Annotated in this window: 16 protein-coding genes and 1 other RNA gene; 3 read left to right on the forward strand and 14 right to left on the reverse strand. The window is 73.1% G+C overall.

Annotated elements, in window-relative coordinates; all coding sequences use genetic code 11:
• Positions 1–356: 356 nt before the first annotated feature.
• The 5 genes from SGA01_RS24575 to SGA01_RS24595 form a co-directional block, all read right to left on the reverse strand.
• Entirely contained in the window at positions 357–2,705 is a 2,349-nt protein-coding gene (locus SGA01_RS24575) for a HelD family protein (protein ID WP_141298552.1), read from the reverse strand.
• 63 nt (positions 2,706–2,768) lie between these two features.
• A complete protein-coding gene (locus SGA01_RS24580; protein ID WP_141298553.1) occupies positions 2,769–3,329 on the reverse strand; it encodes a GNAT family N-acetyltransferase in 561 nt (186 codons plus the stop codon).
• A gap of 31 nt (positions 3,330–3,360) precedes the next feature.
• Positions 3,361–4,500 (reverse strand): uroporphyrinogen-III synthase, encoded by a 1,140-nt coding sequence (locus SGA01_RS24585; RefSeq protein ID WP_141298554.1) that lies wholly within the window; start codon positions 4,498–4,500, stop codon positions 3,361–3,363.
• Between the two features lie 84 nt (positions 4,501–4,584).
• Positions 4,585–5,940 carry a nitrate/nitrite transporter gene (locus SGA01_RS24590; protein WP_141298555.1) on the reverse strand — a complete coding sequence of 452 codons (1,356 nt, stop codon included), beginning with the start codon at positions 5,938–5,940 and terminating at the stop codon, positions 4,585–4,587.
• Positions 5,941–6,129: 189 nt separating this feature from the next.
• Positions 6,130–7,161, reverse strand: a complete 1,032-nt coding sequence (locus tag SGA01_RS24595) for a LysR family transcriptional regulator (RefSeq protein ID WP_304364579.1) — start codon at positions 7,159–7,161, stop codon at positions 6,130–6,132.
• A 53-nt stretch (positions 7,162–7,214) separates the two neighbouring features.
• Between SGA01_RS24595 and SGA01_RS24600 the strand changes: the two genes are divergently transcribed.
• Positions 7,215–8,534, forward strand: coding sequence for an MFS transporter (locus SGA01_RS24600; RefSeq protein ID WP_229917491.1), 1,320 nt, complete (start codon positions 7,215–7,217; stop codon positions 8,532–8,534).
• Between the two features lie 49 nt (positions 8,535–8,583).
• Here SGA01_RS24600 and ssrA read toward each other — a convergent pair.
• From ssrA to ftsE, 5 genes are all read right to left on the reverse strand, one after another.
• Positions 8,584–8,978, reverse strand: a transfer-messenger RNA (tmRNA) gene (gene ssrA, locus SGA01_RS24605).
• 80 nt (positions 8,979–9,058) lie between these two features.
• Positions 9,059–9,607, reverse strand: coding sequence for an SsrA-binding protein SmpB (gene smpB, locus SGA01_RS24610; protein WP_024761480.1), 549 nt, complete (start codon positions 9,605–9,607; stop codon positions 9,059–9,061).
• Between the two features lie 18 nt (positions 9,608–9,625).
• Positions 9,626–10,795 carry a S41 family peptidase gene (locus SGA01_RS24615; RefSeq protein ID WP_141298556.1) on the reverse strand — a complete coding sequence of 390 codons (1,170 nt, stop codon included), beginning with the start codon at positions 10,793–10,795 and terminating at the stop codon, positions 9,626–9,628.
• A 78-nt stretch (positions 10,796–10,873) separates the two neighbouring features.
• The gene (ftsX, locus tag SGA01_RS24620) at positions 10,874–11,791 is read right to left on the reverse strand and encodes a permease-like cell division protein FtsX (RefSeq protein WP_141298557.1); all 918 of its coding nucleotides are present in this window, start codon (positions 11,789–11,791) and stop codon (positions 10,874–10,876) included.
• Positions 11,792–11,828: 37 nt separating this feature from the next.
• Complete coding sequence (gene ftsE, locus SGA01_RS24625; protein ID WP_024761477.1) at positions 11,829–12,518, reverse strand: cell division ATP-binding protein FtsE; 690 nt, start codon at positions 12,516–12,518, stop codon at positions 11,829–11,831.
• A gap of 235 nt (positions 12,519–12,753) precedes the next feature.
• Here ftsE and SGA01_RS24630 point away from each other — a divergent pair, with 235 nt between their 5' ends.
• Positions 12,754–12,936 (forward strand): hypothetical protein, encoded by a 183-nt coding sequence (locus SGA01_RS24630; protein WP_141298558.1) that lies wholly within the window; start codon positions 12,754–12,756, stop codon positions 12,934–12,936.
• A 119-nt stretch (positions 12,937–13,055) separates the two neighbouring features.
• Here the strand turns inward: SGA01_RS24630 and SGA01_RS24635 are convergent, their stop codons facing one another.
• From SGA01_RS24635 to SGA01_RS24650, 4 genes are all read right to left on the reverse strand, one after another.
• Positions 13,056–13,874, reverse strand: coding sequence for an LPXTG cell wall anchor domain-containing protein (locus tag SGA01_RS24635; protein ID WP_255325247.1), 819 nt, complete (start codon positions 13,872–13,874; stop codon positions 13,056–13,058).
• Positions 13,875–14,284: 410 nt separating this feature from the next.
• Complete coding sequence (gene prfB, locus SGA01_RS24640; RefSeq protein WP_024761474.1) at positions 14,285–15,388, reverse strand: peptide chain release factor 2; 1,104 nt, start codon at positions 15,386–15,388, stop codon at positions 14,285–14,287.
• Positions 15,389–15,500: 112 nt separating this feature from the next.
• Complete coding sequence (locus SGA01_RS24645) at positions 15,501–16,757, reverse strand: serine/threonine-protein kinase (RefSeq protein ID WP_055643189.1); 1,257 nt, start codon at positions 16,755–16,757, stop codon at positions 15,501–15,503.
• Positions 16,758–16,864: 107 nt separating this feature from the next.
• Complete coding sequence (locus SGA01_RS24650) at positions 16,865–18,652, reverse strand: serine/threonine-protein kinase (RefSeq protein ID WP_141298560.1); 1,788 nt, start codon at positions 18,650–18,652, stop codon at positions 16,865–16,867.
• A 449-nt stretch (positions 18,653–19,101) separates the two neighbouring features.
• On the opposite strand from SGA01_RS24650, the gene SGA01_RS24655 reads away from it, so the two are divergent.
• Positions 19,102–22,253 (forward strand): FHA domain-containing protein (locus SGA01_RS24655; protein WP_141298561.1); only part of this gene is annotated, 3,152 nt, incomplete at its 3' end.

Raw genomic sequence — 22,253 nt, forward strand, 5'->3', positions numbered from 1 at the left:
CTACGCCGCCCCGGCTGGTTGCCCGGCGGCGCCCTCCGATGGTCGCACCTACCTGCGGGTAGCAGGTAATGCGGTCATTTTGTTTTCGGAAAGTAGTTTCCACCATACGAGAGAGCGTCAGGAAACAGAAGAGGCCCCCGTCACCAAGGGTGACAGGGGCCTCAACTTTGTACGTACGTCTAAATGGCACCGACCCGCCATGCTCGCCTCGCGGCAAGTGGTCCCTCAAAGGGACGAAGGTTGGGCCCGGGGGCTTGGATCGAGCCGGTGCCACGACAAGGCTAACAAACCACCCTGGTTGGTGATTCCAGCGCCACAGGTTGACCGGAAATCGGCCCCCGGACCGTCCTTCCGGCTCAGTCCCGCAGCAGGTCCGGCACCCCTGCCTCGTCGGGCATGTCACCCGGCCCCGCGACCACCGTGAGCTGCTGCGTCGCACGCGTCAGCGCCACGTACAGCACCCGCAGGCCGGCCGGGGACTCGTCCGCGATCTCCGCGGGCGAGACGACCACCGTCGCGTCGTACTCCAGGCCCTTCGCCTCCAGGGAGCCGAGCGCCACCACCCGGTCGCCCAGTTCGGCGAGCCAGCGGGCGGCCTCCGCACGCCGGTTCATGGCGACGACGACGCCCACCGTGCCCTCGACCCGCTCCAGGAGCAGCGCCGCCTCGGACCGTACGGTTTCGGCCAGCGCCGCCTGCCCCGACTTCTCCGGAACCGGGACGAACCGGGGCTCGACGCCCGTCGAGCGGACCGCGCGCGGCGATTCCTTGCCCGGCATGGCGAGGGCGAGCACCTTGGCGGCGAGCTCGGCGATCTCCGCCGGGTTCCGGTAGTTCACGGTCAGCTCGAAGCGGCGCCGCGGCCGGCTGCCGAGCGCCTCGTCCCGCGCCTCGGCGGCCTCGTCCGGGTCCGACCAGGAGGACTGCGCCGGGTCGCCGACGACCGTCCAGGTGGCGTGCCGGCCGCGCCGCCCGACCATCCGCCACTGCATGGGCGTGAGGTCCTGCGCCTCGTCGACGATGACGTGCGCGTACTCGGTGCGCTCGGCGGCGAGCCGCTCGGCCCGCTCGCGCTGCGTCTCCTCGCGTACGGGCATGAGCTCTTCCAGGCCCGAGAGCTGGTCCAGCGGGTCGTACTCCCGCTTCTTGCGGGGCCGGGCCGGGGCGCCGAGCAGGGTGTGCAGCTCGTCGAGGAGCGCCACGTCGTGGACGGAGAGCTCCCGGCGGCGCAGCGAGCGGGCGAGCCGCCGCACCTCTCCCGGGTTGAGGATGCGGCGGGCCCAGCGGCCGAGCCGCCGCTCGTCGGCCATCGCGTCGAGCACCTGCCTCGGGGTGAGCTCGGGCCACCAGGCGTCGAGGAAGCCGAGGAAGGAGTCCTCGGTGGAGACGTCCTCGTCGAAGGAGGAGCGCAGCTCGGCCGCGAGCTCGGGGTCGCTGTGCCGTCCTGCCGAGCCGGACTTGGCGTACAGCGCGTCGAGGAGCAGCCGGCGGGCGCGCGGGCGCAGCAGGTTGACGGGGGCGGTGCCGCCGAGGACGTTGTGGCGGATGCGCCGGAGGTCGTCGGCCTCCAGCTCGATCCGCCGGCCGAAGGCGACGACCCGGAGCCGGGTAGGCGTCCCGGTGGGCGCGGGGGCCTCCTCGCCGAACTCCAGCTGGTCCCCGGCGGGCTGCCGGGGCGCGGGGGTCTCCAGGGCGCCGCGGGCGGCCTTCCGCAGCACGTGGACCATGCGGGAGGAGCCCTTGACGCGGGCGACGGCCGGCTCGTCGTAGGCGGTGGCCTCGCAGCCGTCGACGAGGCTGCCGACGGCGCGGATCGCGACCTGGCCCTCCTCGCCGAGGGAGGGCAGGACGCCTTCGGTGTACGAGACGAGGAGCGGGGTCGGCGAGACGATGAGGATGCCGCCCGCGTACCGCCGCCGGTCCTGGTAGAGCAGGTAGGCGGCCCGGTGCAGGGCGACGGCGGTCTTGCCGGTGCCGGGGCCGCCCTCGACGTACGTGACGGAGGCGGCGGGCGCGCGGATGACGAGGTCCTGCTCCGCCTGGATGGAGGAGACGATGTCCCGCATGGTGTGGCTGCGGGCCTGGCCGAGGGCGGCCATCAGGGCGCCGTCGCCGATCACGGGCAGCTCGCGCCCGTCGAGGGTGGCCCTCAGCTCGGGGCGCATCAGGTCGTCCTCGACGCCGAGGACCCGGCGGCCCTTGGAGCGGATGACGCGGCGGCGCACGACGCGGCCGGGGTCGACGGGCGTCGACCGGTAGAAGGGCGCGGCGGCGGGCGCGCGCCAGTCGATGACGAGCGGGCTGTAGTCGGAGTCGAGGACGCCGATCCGCCCGATGTGGAGGGTCTCGCCGATGTCGGCCGTGTTGTCCGGGCGTACGGCGTCCTCGGCGGGCTCCACGGAGGTGTACGCGCCGTCGGGGCCCTTCTTGCCGTCCTTGCCGTACAGCAGGTCGATCCGGCCGAAGAGGAAGTCCTCGAACTCGTTGTTGAGCCTGTTGAGGTGGATGCCGGCGCGGAACACCTGCGCGTCGCGCTCGGCGAGGGCGCCGGGCGTGCCGACCTGCCCCCGCTGGGCGGCGTCGTTCATCAGGAACTCCGCTTCGTGGATCTTCTCCTCCAGCCGGCGGTAGACCTGATCCAGATGTTCCTGCTCGACACCGATCTCACGGTCTCTGACCGTGTCCACGGCTTCCTGCGCGGCCACCTAAGGCCCCCTTCTGACGTGCACTGGGCAGCCGTCGAGCGTACGCCACCGGAAGGCACCGTGTCAGGCGCGATCACCGTTCACGGGGTGGGATCCCGGAAAGCCGGGTGGCGGGTCGTCGTGCAGGAGCCGCTGGAAGAGGTGGTGGTCGCGCCACTCGCCGTCGATGTGGAGGTAGCGGGGCGCGGTGCCGATGGGGACGAACCCGCTTTTGGCGAGCACCCGTTGGGAGACGCGGTGGTCGAGAACGGTGCACGCCTCGATCCGGTGCATCCCGAGCTCCTCGCGGGCGGCCCGGCAGGCCTCCTCGACGAGCGCGGTGGCCACGCCCCGCCCGGTGTGTTCCCGGTCGACCCAGTAGCCGAGGGAGCCGCTGCGGAAGGGCCCGAGGACGATCCCGGAGAGGATCGCGCAGCCGATCACGGTGTCCCCGTCGACGGCGAACCACCGGACGCCGCCGTCCGCGAGCCGCTCGGCCTGTCCCTCGGCGGTGTAGTACCGCTCGGGCCGGTACGGCTCCCAGGGCTTCATGTGCTCCCGGTTGCGCAGCAGGGCGGCGGCGAGCGCGGGCGCGTCGGCGTGTTCGGCCGGTCGGATGCGGAAGGGGGCGGGGGCTGCGCTCATCCCCGTACCGTAACTCCCTCGCCGCATCCGGTTACAGGGTGTCGTACTTGTCGTCCGCCGTCGGGTCCAGGGCCAGCCGGTAGCCGCGCTTGACGACGGTCTGGATCAGCTTCGGGGTGCCGAGCGCGGTCCGGAGGCGGGCCATCGCCGTCTCCACCGCGTGCTCGTCGCGGCCGGCGCCGGGCAGCGCCCGCAGCAGGTCGGCGCGGGAGACCACCCAGCCGGGGCGGCGGGCGAGCAAGCCCAGGAGGGCCATCCCGGCGGGCGGGACCGGGCGCAGGCCGCCGTCGACGAGGACCGCGTGCCCGCGGACCTCCACGCGGTGGCCGGCCACCGGAAGGACCCGGGAGCGGGAGGGGAGCTCCTTGCAGAGGAGCTGGACGAGCGGGCCGAGCCGGAAGCGCTCGGGCTGGTACGTGTCGATGCCCTCGGCCTGGAGCGGGAGCGCCGTCACGGGGCCCACGCACACAGCGAGGACGTCGTGCCGGAGCGCGGCGACGAGTTCCGCCCGTACGCCCTTCTCGTCCGCCCGGGAGAACAGCGATGCGGCGGCCGGGGCGCTGGTGAAGGTCACCGCGTCCAGGGTGCGGGCGATGATCGCGTCGAGGAGCCGGTCCAGGGGGCCGGTGTCCTCCGGGGGCATCCAGCGGTAGACGGGGACGACGACGACCTCGGCGCCGCCGGCCGTGAGGGCCTCCACGAAGCCGGGCAGCGGCTCCCCGTGCAGCTGGAGTGCGATGCGCCGGCCGGCCACGCCCTCGGCGAGGAGCCGGTCGAGGACCTCGGCCATGGACTCCGAGGAGGGCGACCAGGACTCGGTGAGCCCGGCGGCCCGTACGGCTCCCTTGACCTTGGGGCCCCGGGCGAGGAGCTCGACCTCCCGCAGGACGGCGAGGAGCTCCTCGCCGTACCCCCAGCCGTCGGCGGCCTCGACCCAGCCCCGGAAGCCGATCGCCGTGGTGGCGACGACGACGTCCGGGGCGTGGGCGATGAGCTCCTTGGTGGCGGCGAGGAGTTCGGTGTCGTCCGCGAGGGGCACGATCCGCAGGGCGGGACCGTGGACGACGGCCGCGCCGCGCCGGCGCAGCAGCGCGATGAGTTCGTCCGCGCGCCGCGCCGCGGTGACGCCGACCGTGAAGCCGGCGAGGGGGCCGTGTTCTTGCTCGTCCATGGGGCCTGAGCCTGACGGGACTGCGTGTCGGACTCGGTTCACGCGTATTTCCTGGTCGTTACGGTCCGCGCCCGGCACGGTGGATCACACCTTCGCGTATCCGGGCCGGGTCTCCTGCTCCTCCGCGCCCTCGGCGGTCTCGGGTACGACCGCCGGCCGGCGAAGGTATACCGCCCAGGTGACGACGATGCAGGCCGCGTAGAAGGCGAGGAAGGCGACGAAGGCCCCGGTGCCGGTGCCGGCGGTCTGGAAGGACTGGCGGAAGGCGAGGTTGATGCCGAGTCCGCCGAGCGCCCCGACGGCGCCGATGAGGCCCATGGCGGCCCCGGAGAGCCGTCGCCCGTAGGCCTCGGCCGCTTCCCCGGCGAGGCCCTTGCGGTGCCCCTGGGCGAGGAAGATCGCCGGGATCATCTTGTACGTGGAGCCGTTGCCGAGGCCGCTGAGGACGAAGAGGCCGATGAAGCCGACGAGGAAGACGGTGAGGGACTCGGCCACGGAGGCGTAGATCACCACGCCGGTCGAGGCGGCCATCGCCGCGAAGGTCCACAGGGTGATGCGGGCGCCGCCGTGCCGGTCGGCGAGGGAGCCGCCGACGGGCCGGATGAGGGAGCCGAGGAGCGGGCCGATGAAGGTGAGCGAGGCCGCCTGGAGCGGGGTGCGTCCGAACTGGGTCTGGAGCACGAGCCCGAAGGCGAAGCTGTAGCCGATGAAGGAGCCGAAGGTGCCGATGTACAGGAAGGCCATGATCCAGGTGTGGCGGGCCCGCACGGCCTCCTTCGCGGCTCCGGTGTCGTTCTTGACCGGGGCGAGGTTGTCCATGAAGAGCGCGGAGGACACGGCGGCGACGACGATCAGCGGCAGGTAGACGCCGAGCACGACCCTGGGGTGCATGGCCCCGGCGGTGCCGATGACGAGCAGGCCGACGAGCTGGACGACGGGGACGCCGATGTTGCCGCCGCCCGCGTTGAGGCCGAGCGCCCAGCCCTTCTTCCGCAGCGGGAAGAAGGCGTTGATGTTGGTCATGGAGGAGGCGAAGTTGCCGCCGCCGACGCCGGTGAGCGCGGCCACCAGGACGAACGTCGTGTACGAGGTGCCGGGCTCCATCACCGCGAAGGCGAAGCCGGCGGGGAGCAGGAGCAGCAGGGCGCTGAAGACGGTCCAGTTGCGGCCGCCGAAGCGGGCCACGGCGAAGGTGTACGGGATCCGGATCAGCGCGCCGACGAGGGTGGCGGTCGCGATCAGGAAGAACTTGCCTGCCGGGTCGATGCCGTACTGCGGCCCCATGAAGAGGACCATGACCGACCACAGGCTCCAGATGGAGAAGCCGATGTGCTCGGAGAACACCGAGAACAGGAGGTTCCGCTTGGCGATCCGCTCCCCCTTCTCACGCCAGAAGGTCTCGTCCTCCGGTTCCCACTTCTCGATCCATCGGCCACCCATCACGCACCTCCACGCAGTCGGAACCCTGATGTGCCCGACGCTAGGGAGGCCGCGTTTCAGCCCGGTGCCGCGAGGTGACGGGGACGGAACCTTGCTCTCACCCGGAGTGCGGGGCCCCTGTGAGCGCCCCCCCTTTTTCTGCGCTCGGTTCCCCTCCGGGGCGCTGAAGCCGGGCTCACTCGCCGGGCCCTACTGGCGGACGTCTCCGCTCGCGGCGAGCGCTCCCGGCAGTCCCGGCTCCCCCTCCGGCAGCCAGCAGCCGGCCGGGCGGCGGTGCCAGCCCTCGCGGGCGCCGATCTCGGCGGCGGCGGCCCGCAGCGCGTCGAGGCCGGGATGGCGCAGCCCCTTGCGCCACACCAGGCTCACGGGCGACAGGGGTACGGGGTCGACGAGCGGGCGCAGCACGCTGCCCGGCATGGACGGGAAGTCGACGACCGCGAGGACCGGGGTGCGGTGCTTGGCCATGATGCGGCCGAACTCCTCCTTGCCGACGGCGAGCGGCGCGGGCGGGGCGATCGCGATGCCGCGGCCGGCGAAGAGCCGGGCGGCGAGGTCGGTCCACTCGGGCGTGCGGTCGTTCCCCGCGCCCGCGTAGATCCGCTCCCCGGCGAGCCCGGCGAGCGGCACCTCGGGCAGGGCGGCGAGCGGGTGGTCCTCGGGGAGGATCACGGCCATCCGCTCGTACCGCACGAACGCGAAGTCGAGCCGCGCCCGCAGCCCGGCGTCGAGGCCTCCGTACCGGCCGAAGGAGGCGTCGATCCGGCCGGCGAGGATCTCCCGTACGGCTCCGGTGAGCCCGCTCTCGTAGCGGGCCATCAGTTCCTGTTCCGGGGCGAGTTCGCGGGCCCGGACCAGGACCGCCTCCGGGCCGAGGCCGGGGCTGTTGAGGTCGACGAGGAGCGGTCGGGGCGCGGCGCGGAAGGCTTCGCCGAGCTCGTCGTGGGCGGCCAGCACCCGTCGCGCGTACGGGAGAAGCCGTTCGCCGTCGGCGGTGAGGGCGACCTGCCGGGTGGTCCGCACGAAGAGCTCGGCGCCCAACTCCCGCTCCAGGCGCCGGATGTCACGGCTCAGGGCCTGCTGGGCGAGGTAGAGGCGGGCGGCGGCCCGGGTGAAGTGCAGCTCCTCGGCGACGGCGGTGAAGGCGCGCAGGAGGCGGGGGTCGATATCGTGCGAGGAGCCCGAGAAGGTCACCGCCGCATTTAACAACACGGGTGCGTGAATGGCCACCGATCAGGTGTTGGACCGGCGGGGACCCCGCCGTCGAACCTTGATCCATGCCACCACCGGACCTCACCCTCACCCCGGCGGGCCCGGCCCTCGCCCCCCGCTACGGCGACCACCCGCGCCCCGGGCACCACCCCGCCGAGCCCCGGACCACCGAAGACCGCCCCACCCCTTCCCCCGCCCGCAGGGCCACCCTTCCCCGCAACCCCTACGTCCGCCTCTTCGCCCTCCCCGGCACCCGCGCCTTCACCGCCGGGAACCTGATCGCCCGCATGCCCAGCGGCATGTTCGGCGTCAGCGCCGTGATCATGATCGCGGGCCGCTACGACTCCTACGCCCTGGCCGGCGCGGTCACCGCGACCGGAATGGCCGCCGGGGCCCTGGCCGCCCCCTGGATCGCCCGGCTCGTCGACCGGCGCGGCCAGGCGCGCGTCGCCGTCCCGGCCGCGGCGTACATGGCCCTGGGCCAGCTGCTCCTGGCCCTCTGCGTCCACGAGAAGGCCCCCGCCTGGACGCTCTTCCTCATCACCGCCACCACCGCCACCGCCCCGAACATGGGGGGCATGTCCCGGGCCCGCTGGGCGCACCTCCTCCGGGACGACCCGGACGCCCTGCACACCGCCAACTCCTTCGAGCAGGCCGTCGACGAACTCTGCTTCATGCTCGGCCCGGTGCTCGCCGCGCTCCTCGGCTCGGTGCTCTTCCCGGAGGCCGGCACCGTCGCGGCCGCGGCCCTCTTCCTCGGCGGCGCTCTGCTGCTCGCCGCACAGCGCTCCACCGAGCCCCCGATCGCGCCCCGTACCGCGGCGGGCTCGCCGCTGCGGACCCGGGGCATGGTGCCGCTCCTCGCGGTCTTCCTCGCCACCGGTGCGGTCTTCGGCTCCATGGAGGTGGTGGCCCTGGCATACGTGGACGGCCCCGTCGCCGGCCCCGTCCTGGCCCTCCAGGCCGCCGGCTCGTGCGCGGCGGGCCTCCTCTACGGCCGTGCCCGCCGCACCGCCCGGCTCCCCGCCTGCCTGGCCGCCATGGCCGTGGTGATGGCGATGCCGCTGCTCGCCGCCACGACCGGCTCGCTCCTCGCGCTCGCGGGCGGCCTGCTGGTGGCGGGCATGGCGACGGCCCCGACGATGGTCACGGGCATGGGCCTGGTCCAGCGCCTGACGCCCGCGTCCCAGCTGAACGAAGGCATGACCCTCGCGGTGACCGCGCTCCTCGCCGGCGTCGCGGCGGGCTCCGCCACCGGCGGCTGGGCCGCCGACCACTCCCCCTTCCCCGCCTTCGGCTTCCTCGTCCCGATCGCGGCGGCGAGCCTGGCACTCGCGCTGTGCACGGCGACCGGGGTGGGTCGGCGCACCCGCGTCCAGGCATGACAAAGGCCCGGCAGTCGTGACGACTGCCGGGCCTCTGCCCACATGGGATGAGTGGAGATGGCGGGAATCGAACCCGCGTCCAACGGTGCGGAATCAGGGCTTCTCCGTGTGCAGTCTGGTGCGAGTTTCTCAGCCCTCCGGATCACCCAGACAAGTCCGGAACGGGCTCAGCCACTGTTTGATTTCCCTCCAACCCCCGTGACCGGGGCTGGAGGTTTAGATCCCTAAATGACGCCAGGATCCGGGTCGGGACCACCCCCGGGCTGACGCTCCTCACAGAGGCTTCTGTTCGTTACCTAAAAATTAGGCAGCGAGGGCGAAGCGGGAGTTATCGCTCTTGGTGTTGGCGATTATTGGTTGCGACATATGGTTTACGAGATCATTGCCGCTTCCTCGACACGCTTCCCACTGCTTCGACATCCGCTGTCGAAACCGATCATCCCCATGTTGTTTTTTCAAAGGTCGCACCCTCTGTGGGGTGCAGAGCCCATCGTACGTGACCGACGGGTGCCCGTGCCAGCGAATTAGCCGCGCTCGGCGGCCTGGGCCGCCCGCTGCTTCCGCTTCGCCGCCGCGACGGCCCGGTTCGTCTCGCGCGTGTCCTGCTTCTCGCGGAGCGTCTGGCGCTTGTCGTACTCCTTCTTGCCCTTGGCGAGCGCGATCTCGCACTTCACCCGGCCGCCCAGGAAGTACAGCGCGAGGGGCACGATCGTGTGACCCGTCTCCGACGCCTTCGACTCCAGCTTGTCGATCTCGGCGCGGTGCAGCAGCAGCTTGCGCTTGCGCTTCGCCGAGTGGTTGGTCCAGCTGCCCTGCATGTACTCCGGGACGTGGATGTTGTGCAGCCACGCCTCGTGGTTGTCGATCTGGACGAAGCCGTCGACCAGCGAGGCCCGGCCCATCCGCAGCGACTTCACCTCGGTGCCCATGAGCACGACACCGCACTCGTAGGTGTCGATGATGTGGTAGTCGTGGCGCGCCTTCTTGTTCTGCGCGATCAGCTTGCGCTCGGGCGCCTTGTCCGTCGTCTTCTTCGCAGGCTTGCCCTGCACGTTCACGAGTCCCTTTGCCATAGTGCGGTCATTTTCGCACTACGAGCCCCCTCCGAGGCCACTCAATACCGTACGGGCCCGCTCCTCGGCCTTCTCCGCGGCCGTCAGGTCGGGGGTGATGCCCCGGCCGTCCACCGCGTGCCCGGCGGGCGTGCGGTAGTGGCCGACGGTCAGCTCCGCGACGGAACCGTCCGGCAGCGCGCTCGGCATCTGCACCGAGCCCTTGCCGAAGGTCCGCGAGCCGACCGTGACCGCCCGGCCCCGGTCCTGGAGGGCGCCGGTGAGCAGCTCGGCCGCGCTCATCGTGCCGCCGTCGATCAGCGCCACCAGGGGCCGGCCGGTGTCGCCGCCCCCGTCCGCGTACACGGCCCGCTCCTCGCCCTCGACGTCGTACGTGGCGACCAGGCCGCCGTCGAGGAAGGCGGAGGCGGCGACGGCGGCCTCCGCGACCAGGCCGCCGGAGTTGCCCCGCAGGTCCAGGAGGACTCCGGCGCCGGTCGGGGCGTCCCGTACGGCGTCCCGTACGCGCGCACCCGCACCCTTGGTGAAGGCGGCCACCTTGATCAGGACGGCCCCGTCGTCGAGGCGGCGGACGGTCACCGGGTCCGTCGCGAGCCGGGCCCTGCGCAGGGTCTCCGTCCAGGCGGACCGGCCGCGCTCGACCCGGAGGGCGACGGCCGACCCGGGGACGCCGTCGCCGCGGAGCAGGGAGACGACCTCGGAGACGGACAGCCCGCCGACCGGGCGCCCGTCGACGGAGACGAGCCGGTCGCCGGCCCGGAGCCCGGCCCGCTCGGCGGGGCCGCCCGCCTGGACGCGGGTCACCTTGACCCTGCCCTCGGCGTCGCGGCCCGCGGAGAGGCCCACGCCCGTGTAGGTGCCGTCGAGGGCCTGCTCGAAGTCGGCGTACTCCTTCTTGTCGTACACCGCGCCCCAGCGGTCACCGCTGCGGCTGACGAACTCCTCGGCGGCCTGCTTGCCCGACTTCCCGTCGGCCATGGCCGCGGCGGCGGCCCGGTTCAGGGCGGCGCGGTCCACGGTGGACGTACGGGCGGCATCCGGCGACTCCGCGCCCGCCGCGTCCCGCCGGGGCAGGGACCCCGTGGCGGCGGCGGTGGCGAGGACACCGGTGAAGACCAACGTCAGAACGGCCCCACGGAGCACTCCGCGGGGCCGGATACAGAAGTGGCGATCGGAGCCGGCCGACATGGCGCCCACTCTAGGACAAGGCAATGGCGCCGCACGGGCTTTGCCCGCACGACGCCATCCACTGCCAGGGGTGTCTTCTCACACCTTCAGGTACTTGCGCAGCGCGATGAACGCGGCAACGGCCGGCATGAGCAGACCGATCGCGAGCACGAGCGGCAGCTTGGCGAAGACGGCGTCCCAGCCGATGAAGTTGACGAGCTGCATCTTCTCGGCGAGCGCGATGCCGTGGTCGATGAGGAAGTACCGGCCGACGAGCAGGAGCACACAGGCGACGCCGCCGCCGAGGAGTCCGGCGAAGGCGGCCTCCATGATGAACGGCATCTGGATGTAGAAGCTCGACGCTCCGACGAGTCGCATGATGCCCGTCTCGCGGCGGCGGCTGAAGGCCGAGACGCGGACGGTGTTGACGATCAGCATCAGGGCGATCACCAGCATCAGACCCATGACGCCGAGGGCGGCGATGTTCATGCCGTTCATCAGGTCGAAGAGGTTCTGCAGGATGTTCCGCTGGTCCTGGACCGACTCGACGCCGTCACGGCCGGCGACGGCCGTGGCGACCACCTTGTACTTCTCCGGGTCCTTGAGCTTGACCCGGAACGACTCCTGCATCTGGTCCGGCGTGATGACGGAGGCGATGGCGGTGTCGCTGTACTGCTCCTTGTAGTGCTTGAAGGCCTCGTCGGCGGACTCGTGGTGGACGTCCTCCACGATGTCCATCTCCCGCAGATCGGCCTCGATCTGTTCCTTCTGCTGCGCCGTGACCGCGCCCTTGGCGCACTTGGGCGCGGTGGCCGCGTCCGTCTTGTTGCACAGGAAGATGGAGACGTTGACCTTGTCGTACCAGTAGTCCTTCATCGTGCTGACCTGCTCGCGCATGAGCAGCGCGCCGCCGAAGAGGGCGAGCGAGAGGGCCACGGAGACGATGACGGCGAAGGTCATCGTCAGGTTGCGCCGGAGGCCGACGCCGATCTCGGAGAGCACGAACTGAGCGCGCATGGTGACTGCTTCCCCTACCTGTTCTTCCCCGGCCCGCTCAGTGCTGGTATCCGTAGACGCCGCGTGCCTGGTCGCGGACGAGACGGCCCTTCTCGAGCTCGATGACGCGCTTGCGCATCTGGTCGACGATGTTCTGGTCGTGGGTCGCCATGACGACGGTGGTCCCTGTCCTGTTGATGCGGTCGAGCAGCTTCATGATGCCGACGGAGGTCTGCGGGTCGAGGTTGCCGGTGGGCTCGTCGGCGATCAGCAGCATCGGGCGGTTGACGAAGGCGCGGGCGATGGCGACGCGCTGCTGCTCACCACCGGAGAGCTCGCCGGGCCGCCGGTCCTCCTTGCCGCCGAGCCCGACCAGGTCGAGCACCTGCGGCACGGCCTTGCGGATCTCGCCGCGCGGCTTGCCGATGACCTCCTGGGCGAAGGCCACGTTCTCGGCGACGGTCTTGTTGGGAAGCAGGCGGAAGTCCTGGAAGACGGTTCCGAGCTGGCGCCGCATGTGCGGCACCTTCCAGTTGGAGAGCCTGGCCAGGTCCTTGCCGAGGACGTGCACCTGGCCTTGGCTGGCGCGCTCCTCTCGCAGGAGCAGCCGCAGGAAAGTCGACTTTCCGGAGCCGGACGAACCGACGAGGAAGACGAACTCCCCCTTCTCGATCTCCAGGGAGACATCCCGGAGCGCGGGGCGGTTCTGCTTCGGATAGGACTTGGAGACGTTGTCGAATCGGATCACGAATGCACCACGGTCGGCCGGGAGTAGGTGTGCGTGACCTTACGCGAACGGGCGAGGCCCGCGCAGTCGCGGTCCTGGCTTGCGTGCTTTATCCTTTTCGCCCTTCCGGGCGGAAGGCGGGCAATCCGGTGGGGCGCGCCGAAACGCCCTGAAGCTGGCACAGTGGTAGGGGGAACGTCCGGACCCCTCCGGGCGTTGTTCTGGTGTGGATCCCTGTGCGGGAGGAGGAGAGCGCATGACCTACGACCGACTGGTGTGCGCCAACTGCGCGGGCCCGGTCGCCGAGGGCCGCTGCCCCGTCTGCCGCGCGAACCGGGAGCGTCTGACCCCTCAGGGCCTGACCCCCGCGATGCTGCTGACGCTGGCGATCGCTCTGTTGGCCGCGATCGCACTGCTCGCCGCGGTCCAGGCGGCCTAGGAGGCCTGGCCGGACCGAGCGGACGCCACACACGAGCCGGAAGCACGGCGAAGGGCCGGGGAGAGTGATCTCCCCGGCCCTTCGTCACGCACGCGCGTTCACGCGCTCACGCGGTTCCGTCAGACGGCGGCGTTGCCGCCACCGGCGACGAGACGCGGCAGCATACGGAAGCCGATGCCGCCGGCGATCATGGTCGCGGCACCGATGACCAGGAACGAGGTCTCGGCCGCACCGGTCTCGGCGAGCTCCTCCTTCGCCTGGCCCTGCTGCACGGGCTGCGAGCCGGCGTTGTTGGTGTCGGTGTTGTTGTTGCCGGTGTCCACGCACTCGGCACCGTCGAGGTCGACGGTGCAGGTGCCGGGGTCGCCGGCGCCGGAGCCGGTGGAGCCGCTGTCGGACTCGTCCTCGGGGGTGCCGGGGTCGTCGGTCGCGTCGGGGTCGGTCCCGTTGCCGGTGTCGCCGTTCCCGCCGTTGCCGTTGCCGCCGTTGTGGTTGCCACCGTTGTCGTTGTTGCCGTTGCCGTTGCCGGGCTCGGTGGTCTCGTTGCCACCGGGCTCGGTGGTCTCGTTACCGCCGGGCTCGGTGGTCTCGTTACCGCCGGGCTCGGTGGTCTCGACCGGCGGAGTCGTCTCCACCGGCGGGGTGGTCTCCACCGGCGGAGTCGTCTCCACCGGAGGCGTGGTCTCCACCGGCGGAGTCGTCTCCACCGGAGGCGTGGTCTCCACCGGAGGCGTGGTCTCCACCGGCGGAGTCGTCTCGACCGGAGGGGTCGTCGGCGGCGCGGTCTCGCAACCGGCGTCGCCGGGGAGGCACGTCTCCGACGGGGTCGGCTCGTTCTCGCCGAAGGCGTCCACGGCCTGCGCGGCACCGGCCGCGGTCAGCGAGGCTCCGGCTGCGATCATCGCTCCGGCGGCGATGCGCGCGAATCGGATTCGCATCTGCTTGGTCATCTGGCTGCTACCCCCAGTAGCTCAAACTCGTCATGGGGCAGCGCTCGGGGCCCCGCGCAGCAGGGGCGGCGTCACTACTGGGCCGGCCCCCGTTCACACGCGCCCCAGAAATGCGCATGCCAGTACGTCACCCTTCCGAGTTTCCGATGAAGCGTCAAGGCCGTTGCGCGTGCGATGCCCGAAAGATCCACAAGTGCCCGGCATCGGACGATGCAACTGTGACGTAAACCCGTAACTCCGGGCCCCGCAGGACCAGTTCCCTTGTCGACAAAGCGCCCCGACGGCCTCGCTTCCGCTTGCGCCAGCGAATCCGCGCAACGCTACGGAACGAGTCCGGGCCCCGCACCGAGAAGGTGCGGGGCCCGGACTCGTACGGCTGAACGGGTCAGCCGGGAAGGCTACTTGTCCTGCTGCTTGCGCCAGCGGATGCCGGCCTCCAGGAAGCCGTCGATCTCGCCGTCCAGGACCGACTGCGGGTTGCCGACCTCGAACTCCGTCCGGAGGTCCTTGACCATCTGGTACGGGTGGAGGACGTACGAGCGCATCTGGTTGCCCCAGGAGCTGCCGCTGTCCTTGAGCGCGTCCATCCTCGCGCGCTCCTCCTGGCGCTGACGCTCAAGGAGCTTGGCCTGGAGGACGTTCATGGCGCTCGCCTTGTTCTGGATCTGGGAGCGCTCGTTCTGGCAGGAGACCACGATGCCGGTCGGGATGTGCGTGATGCGCACGGCCGAGTCGGTCGTGTTGACGCCCTGGCCGCCGGGGCCCGAGGCGCGATAGACGTCGACGCGCAGCTCGGACTCGTCGATCTCGACGTGGTCGGAGGACTCGACGACCGGGAGGACCTCGACGCCCGCGAAGGAGGTCTGACGGCGGCCCTGGTTGTCGAAGGGCGAGATGCGGACCAGGCGGTGGGTGCCCTGCTCGACGGAGAGGGTGCCGTAGGCGTACGGCGTCTTCACCACGAAGGTGGTCGACTTGATGCCGGCCTCTTCCGCGTACGAGGTCTCGTAGATCTCCGTCGCGTAGCCGTGGCGCTCCGCCCAGCGCAGGTACATGCGCTGGAGCCGCTCGGCGAAGTCGGAGGCGTCGACGCCACCGGCCTCCGCGCGGATGTTGACCAGGGCCTCACGCTCGTCGTACTCGCCGGAGAGGAGGGTGCGGACCTCCATCTCGTCGAGGGCCTTGCGGACGGAGGTGAGCTCCGTCTCGGCCTCGGCGAGGGTGTCCTGGTCGTCCATCTCCTCGGCGAGCTCGAAGAGCACCGCGAGGTCGTCGATGCGCCCGCGCAGGGTCTCGGCCTTCCGGACCTCCGCCTGGAGGTGCGAAAGCTTGCTCGTGATCTTCTGCGCGGCCTCGGGGTCGTCCCACAGGGACGGGGCCGCGGCCTGCTCTTCGAGCACGGCGATGTCGGCCCTCAGCTTCTCGAGGTCCAGGACGGCCTCGATCGACCCCATGGTCGAGGAGAGGGACTTCAGCTCTTCGGATACATCGACGACTGCCACGCGTCCAGCGTAACGGCTCCGGGCCAGGAGCCGAACCTTTGCCCGTCACGGCCGATCCCCCCGGGTCCGGAAGGGCTGCCGCGGGCGGCGGACGGCCACGGCCGGCGGACGGCTACGGCTGGGAGGACTGCTTCGAGTCCTGCGGCGGCGCGTCCCCGTCGCCGGAGGCCACCAGGTAGCCTCCGGCGCCGAGCGCTCCGGCGACCACGACCGCCGCGACGGCGAGGGTGATCCTGCGCTTGCGGACCACGCTCGCCTTGTGGCGGGCCGAGCCGGGACGCGGGGTGCCCGCCGAGCGGGGGGCCCGGGCGGTGCCGAGGGGGCCGCCGGAGAGCTCGTCGGGCGCCGGGACCCGCATGGAGGTGTGGGTGTCGCGGTTGGAGTCGGCGGAGGCGCCGGGGACGAGCGGGACGGCGGCCCGGCGCGGACCGGGCTCACCGGTGCCCGAACCGGTGGCGTAGGCGTCCTCCTCGTACTGCTCCGAGGCCTGCGCGGAGGCCGGGGCCGGGTCCGAGTCGGGTTCGTCCACGTCCAGCGGCGGGATGCCCTTGAGGAGCGGCAGGACGTCCTTGAGGCGGGCGGCGAGCTCCGAGGCGCGCAGCCGGGAGGCGGGGGCCTTCGCCAGGCACTGCACGATCAGCTGCCACAGCTCCTCGGGGATGCCGGGGAGCGGGACGACGGTCTCGGTGACGTGGCGGCGCAGCACGGCGCCGGGGTGGCCGCCGCCGAAGGGCGTGAAGCCGGCGAGCAGCTCGTACAGGACGGTGGCCAGGGCGTAGATGTCGACGGCGGCGCGCGGCGGGAGTCCCTCGACGATCTCGGGGGCGAGGTAGTCGGGGGTGCCGATGATCCGGGTGGCCTTGGTGCGGCCGGGGGTGTCGATCAGCTTGGCGACGCCGAAGTCGGTGAGGAGGGCGGGGTGGGCACCGCCCGGGCCGAGCGGGCCCTCCATGTCGAGCAGGATGTTCTCGGGCTTGACGTCCCGGTGGACGACCCCGGCGGCGTGCGCGGCGGCCAGGGCGTCGGCGACGTCGGCGGTGATCGCGACGGCGGCCTCGGGGGCGAGCCTTCGCTCCCGGTCCAGGCGGGTGCGCAGATCGGTGCCGCGCACGAGGTCCATGACCAGGGCGAGGTCGTTGCCGTCGACGACGAGGTCGCGGACCTTGACCACCCGGGGGTGGTCGAGGCCGAGCAGAGCGGTGCGCTCCTGGACGAAGCGGCCGACGAGCTCCTGGTCGGAGGCCAGGTCCTCGCGCAGCAGTTTGACGGCGACGGGCCCTTCGGGCCCCTCGCCGAGCCACACCGTTCCGGCGCTGCCCCGCCCGAGGATCTGGTGGGTGGTGTAGCGGCTGCCGATGTTCCGTGCCAAGACTGCTCCCTCAGCGGCTGCGGTTCGCGTCAAAGCTACGCGTCCGCAGCCGCCGGTCGTCACTTCCGAACGGAAATCACCCTCCGGAAGTCGATAAATCGGCAGTATTACTGCCCCGTACCGCCGGTAGTACCCCCGGAGCCGGTGGCCTCGCCGATCGTGGAGATCCAGTCGGTGACCTTCGAGATGCCGTCTCCGATGGCCTCCCAGTAGCCCTTGCCCTCGGCGATCCAGCCCTGGAGCGGGGTCAGCTCCCAGATGAGCCAGCCGGCGACCACGAACAGGACGATCGTGAACAGGCAGCCCTTGAGGCAGCCGAGGCCGGGGATCCGCATCGGGTTCGCGCCGCGCTGGCGCGGCGGACGCGGTTCGCGCGGCGCGGGGGCCTGGGGCGGCGGCTGCGGCGGCGTGTACTGCTGCTGGGGCGGCTGCTGCGGCTGCGCGTACTGCTGCGGGGGCGGCGGCGGAGGCGCGTAGCGCTGCGGCTGGTGCTGCTGCTGGTACTGCTGCGGCTGGTGCTGCTGCTGGTACTGCTGCGGCGGCGCGGGGCGGGGCGGCTGCTGCTGCTGCGGCGGCTGCTGGCCGTACTGACCGGGCTGATCCTGCCGGCCGTACTGGCCCTGCTGCCCCTGCTGTCCCTGCTGGCCGTACTGACCCTGCTGGCCCTGCTGCTGCGGGCGCTGCGGGCGACGGCGCAGCGGGTCCTCGCTCGGGTCGAGGTACTGCACCTGCGTCTGCTCGTTGCGGTCGCGGGCCGCGCGCAGCTGGCTCTGCCAGGGGTGCGGGTCCTCGGACTGCGGCGGCTGGGCCGGTACGGGGGGCATGACGGCCGTCGGATCGGCGACGCCCGCCGGGCCGCTGGTCGGCATCACGCTGGTCGCGGCGGCGGGGTCGTAGTGCGACGGGGCACCGGCGCCGGTGCTGGGCAGCACCTGGGTGGCCCCGGCCGGGTCCACGCCCGGGGTCTCGGGGACCGGCGCGGGCGCCGGGTCCGGGGCGAGGAGCGCCCCGACGCCGTCCGCCGCCTCGATCTGGGCGGGCGTCGCGTGGACGCCGATGCCGGCGGCGACGGCGCGCAGGCCGCGGGCGAGGTTCTCGGCGCTCGGGCGGCGCTCGGGGTTCTTGCTGAGGCAGCGCTCTATGACCGTCCACAGCGGGCCGGGCACGGTCGAGGGGCGGCGCGGTTCCTCGCTGAGGTGCCGGTGGAGGACCTCGAGGGCGGTGCCGCCCGCGAACGGGGGCCGGCCGGTGACGAGCTCGTACAGCAGGATGCCCGCGCCGTAGATGTCGACGGCGGAGGTCTGCGGGCGCCCCTCGGCGGATTCGGGCGCCACGTACGCGGGCGTGCCGACGAACTCGTGCGTCCGGGTCAGGCCCGGGGAGTCCGCGAGGCGCGCGATGCCGAAGTCGGTGAGCATCGGGTGCATCTGGCCGCCCTGCTCGGCGAGCAGGACGTTGGCCGGCTTGAGGTCGCGGTGGACGACGCCGTCGGCGTGGCTGGCGGCGAGCGCGTCGGCGATCTGGGCCGTCAGGAGGGAGGCGGCGACCGGGGTGAGCGGTCCGCTCTCCCTGATGTACCGGTGCAGGTCGGGGCCCTCGACGAGGTCCATGACGAGGGCGAGGACATCGCCCTCGACGACCAGGTCGCGGGTCCGCACGATGTTCGGGTGGGTGAGCCGGAGGAGCACGGACCGCTCGCGCAGGAAGCGCATCACGATGTCCGCGTCGTTGGCCAGCTCCTCCTTCAGGACCTTGATCGCGACGGTCTCGCCGGGCTGGCCGGCCACGGCCGCCTCGGCGCCCGCCGTCTCTCGCTGGCGGGCTCGCCAGACGGTGCCCGTGGCGCCGCGTCCGAGCGGCTCCTCGAGCAGGTACTTGCTGCCGATAGGCCGCACGTCACGCGCTCCCTGCTGATCGTGGTCCTGGGGTGGTCTCGTGTGGTCCCCGGGGTCCCTGTTCTCTGTTGTGACCCGTCCGGGTGTCCGCCCCACTTTAGTGCCGCCGGACGGGTCGCAGGCCGGTCGTCCACAGGCGGAACTTGCCCGGAACTTGTCCGGAAGAAGACGCTCCGGGGGGCATGACGGTTGCCGGGCTTGCTCCTGAGGCATGCCCAACCAGGCATTTTTAGGACCACAGCCGACCATTCAAGATCACTTGTGGCCGACCCGGGGGCGGGTTGTCGGTGGCAGGTGCGAGGATGCCTACAGCACGTCGCATCGGTGGGGTCGGGAGCCCCCCGCGCCGTGCCGACCTGTACCGGACGACGCGTCCGTGCCGGGTGGGGGGAGTCACACAGGGCGGTCCCCCTGCCGGGCATCTCGCGCAGAAGGGACCGCTGACGGCGATGCAGATCCGGCTGACCGTCCTCGCGCCGCACACCGGCCATGGCAGCCATGGCGGCCACGGCGCCGCGCGCGCCTGCGACGTGCTCGTCACGGCCCCCGCCGGGACGGCGCTCGCCGCCGTCGCCTCCGGTCTGGCCGCCGCCGTCACGGGCCCCGACACCTCCGCCTCGGGCACGACCGTGCTCTACGCGGGCGGGGACCGGCTCGACGGCCGGCGCAGCGTGCTCGGCGAGCCCCCGCTCGTCGACGGCGCCGTCCTCTCGCTCCAGGTCCCCGGCCCCGACGAGCGGGTCGGCGAGGCCGCCTCCGCCCGGCTCCACGTGGTCGCCGGACCGGACGCGGGCGGCGTGCACCTGCTGCACGGCGGACCGATCAGGATCGGCCGCTCCGTCGACGCCGACGTGCCGCTCGACGACCCGGACGTCTCGCGCGCGCACTGCACCGTGACCGTCGGCGACGACGGCCGCGTGACCGTCTCCGACCTGGGCTCGACGAACGGGACGACGCTCGACGGCGCACCGGTCGGCGACCGCCCGGTCCGGCTCCTCCCGGGCTCCCTGCTGCGCCTCGGCGAGTCCGCCCTCCGTCTGACCGGCCCCGGCGACGAGCCCGGCGGTACGGAGTCGGTGGCGACGGCCCCCGACGGCGAGGGCCACCTGCGGGTCGCGCGCGGGACGGCCGGTCCGTCGAACGGGACGCCGGCGCCCGCCGGGCCCTCGGGACGCACCTCCGACGACGCCACGCACGGGGGCGCGCGCGGTGTCCCGTACGACCCTCCTCACCCCCCGCACGCCTCTCGCCACACGTCCCAGGACACCCGGTCCGAGGACGGGTACGTCGATCCGTACGCGCAGCCGTACGCCGCCGAGCCCTACGGCGACCGCCCCTCCGCAACCGGCCACGCACGCGCGGAGGAGCCCGAAGGCGCCCACGACGAGATCGGCGGCGAGGCCCACAGCAGGACGCGTCGGTCCCGCCCCCAAGGCGCGGCGCCGACCCCGGCACCCGGCCGCGCGGGCGGTAAGCGCGGGCTCGGCGCGTGGGCCCGGCGCCTCGCGGGCGGGCGCGAGGAGCCCCCGGCCCAGGACGGCGGCTCCAGGACCTCCCCGGACACCCACGCGGGCACGCCCTTCGGCGACCTGAGCGGAGCCCGTACGGGCTCCGGCGGTCGGGACACGGCCACCGGGCCCGGCTCCGGACCGGAGGCGGGACCCGGAACCGGAATCGGACCCGGGCCCGTGGCGGACACCTGGCCCGACCCGGCCACGGTCCTGCTCACCGCCCTCGGCCCGGGCCCCCGCCTCTGGGAGCGGGCCCAGGACCACCCCGAGTCCCTGGTGGTCCGGCTCGGCACGACCGATCGCGCCGACCTCTCCGGGGTGCCGGTCACCGTCGGACTGCGCGAGGCCGGTTCGCTCGGTCTCGCCGGCCCCGCCGACCGGCTCGCCGGTCTTGCCCGCTCGGTCGTGGCCCAGCTCGCCGCCCTGCACTCCCCCTCCGATCTGGAGATCGTGCTGATCAGCGCCGACCGGAACCGCTCCCTCGAGGAGCGGCGCCGTGCCTGGGGCTGGCTCGGCTGGCTCCCGCACGTCCGCCCGGCCCACGGCCAGGACTGCCGCCTGCTCCTGGCGTACGACCGCGAGCAGGCCCACGCCCGGACGACCGAGCTGACCCGGCGGCTCGACGACGGCCCCCTCGGGCCCGGCTGGCCCAGCGCCGACCGCGCGTCCGTCGCCGAGGCCGCCGCGCGCCACACCGGGACGGCGACGGTCGTGATCGTCGACGGCGACCCCGGTTCCGCCGCGCTGCGCGAGACGGTCGCGCGTCTCGCGGGCGCCGGAGCCGCGGCGGGCATCCATCTCCTGTGCCTCGCCGAGGCGCCCTCCGCGACCCCGGAGTCGCCGGTCGCCGCCACCTACGAGGCCGCCTGCGCCGCCTCCCTGGCCTTCCGCGAGTGCGGGGCCGCCGCGCTCCTGAGCGGCGACGTGGCGACGGCGCTGCGCCTGGTGCGCACCTCCGGCGGTCGGGTCGCGGGCCACGGCACCGTCGGCGTGGTCGACGCGGTCTCCGTCGCCTGGGCCGACCGGTTCGGCCGCGCCCTCGCCCCGCTGCGTACGGAGACGGCGGCGGCGCCGCACGGGCGGGCCGCCGCGCTGCCCCCGTCGGCCCGCCTGCTCGACGAGCTGGGCCTCGCCCGGGCGACCCCCGCCTCGCTGCTGGCCCGCTGGGCCTCCGCCGGGGACGGGACGGCCGTGCTCGGCGCGGGCCCGCGCGGCCCGCTGTCGGTGGACCTCACCCAGGAGGGCCCGCACCTGCTGATCGAGGGCCCCGCGGGCAGCGGCCGGACGGAGCTGCTCCGCTCGATCGCCGCGTCCCTCGCGGCCGGCGGCCGCCCGGACCGTCTCGGGCTGCTCCTCGTGGACGGGGCGGGCGGCGACCGCGGCGAAGGCCTCGCGGTCTGTACGGAGCTGCCGCACGTCACCGAGCATCTCGTCGCCTCCGACCCGGTGCGGATGCGGGAGTTCGCGCAGGCGCTCGGCGCCGAGCTGAAGCGCCGGGCGGAGCTCCTGGGTGACGGCCACTTCGCCGACCGGCGCGGATCGCGCGCCGCGCAGACCGCGGCCGACCGGCTGATCGGCCAGCGCTCCCCGAGCGCGGCGGAATCCGTGCCCCAGGGCGCCCGCGCGACCGTCCGCGTGTCCGACCAGGGCGACCTGTCGGACCGCCCGAGCGGCCGCACCCTGCGCACGGGCGACGGCACGATCGGCTCCCTGCCGAGCACACGCGGCAGCCGCACCCCCGAGGGAGACCTCGGCGGCCGCCCGAGCGGCAGGATCACCTACTCGGGCGCGGACGACGTGAGCGGCCGCTCCAGCGGTCGCGTGCCGTACCCGGGCGCGGACGACCTCGGGGGCCGCGGCAGCGGCCGTGTGTCGTATCCCGGCGCCGACGATCTGAGCGGCCGCGGCAGCGGACGCGTCCCGTACCCCGGCGCCGACGACCTCGGCGGACGCGCCGGCGGACGCACCGTCCGCGTCGGCGACGAAAGCGACCCGCTCCACCCCGGCGCGGACGACCTGGGCGGCCGCGGCAGCGGACGCGTCCCGTACCCCGGCGCCGAGGACCTCGGCGGGCGCGCCAGTGGACGCGT

This window comes from Streptomyces gardneri (genome assembly GCF_006539185.1).
GTDB classification, from domain to species: domain Bacteria; phylum Actinomycetota; class Actinomycetes; order Streptomycetales; family Streptomycetaceae; genus Streptomyces; species Streptomyces gardneri.

Excerpts from the sequence above, each read along its gene's own strand:
- SGA01_RS24580 (WP_141298553.1), bottom strand. The coding sequence starts at position 3,329 with ATGAGCGCAGCCCCCGCCCCCTTCCGCATCCGACCGGCCGAACACGCC.
- SGA01_RS24585 (WP_141298554.1), bottom strand. The coding sequence starts at position 4,500 with ATGGACGAGCAAGAACACGGCCCCCTCGCCGGCTTCACGGTCGGCGTC.
- SGA01_RS24590 (WP_141298555.1), bottom strand. The coding sequence starts at position 5,940 with ATGGGTGGCCGATGGATCGAGAAGTGGGAACCGGAGGACGAGACCTTC.
- SGA01_RS24600 (WP_229917491.1), top strand. The coding sequence starts at position 7,215 with ATGCCACCACCGGACCTCACCCTCACCCCGGCGGGCCCGGCCCTCGCC.
- smpB (WP_024761480.1), bottom strand. The coding sequence starts at position 9,607 with ATGGCAAAGGGACTCGTGAACGTGCAGGGCAAGCCTGCGAAGAAGACG.
- SGA01_RS24615 (WP_141298556.1), bottom strand. The coding sequence starts at position 10,795 with ATGTCGGCCGGCTCCGATCGCCACTTCTGTATCCGGCCCCGCGGAGTG.
- ftsX (WP_141298557.1), bottom strand. The coding sequence starts at position 11,791 with ATGCGCGCTCAGTTCGTGCTCTCCGAGATCGGCGTCGGCCTCCGGCGC.
- SGA01_RS24630 (WP_141298558.1), top strand. The coding sequence starts at position 12,754 with ATGACCTACGACCGACTGGTGTGCGCCAACTGCGCGGGCCCGGTCGCC.
- SGA01_RS24635 (WP_255325247.1), bottom strand. The coding sequence starts at position 13,874 with ATGCGAATCCGATTCGCGCGCATCGCCGCCGGAGCGATGATCGCAGCC.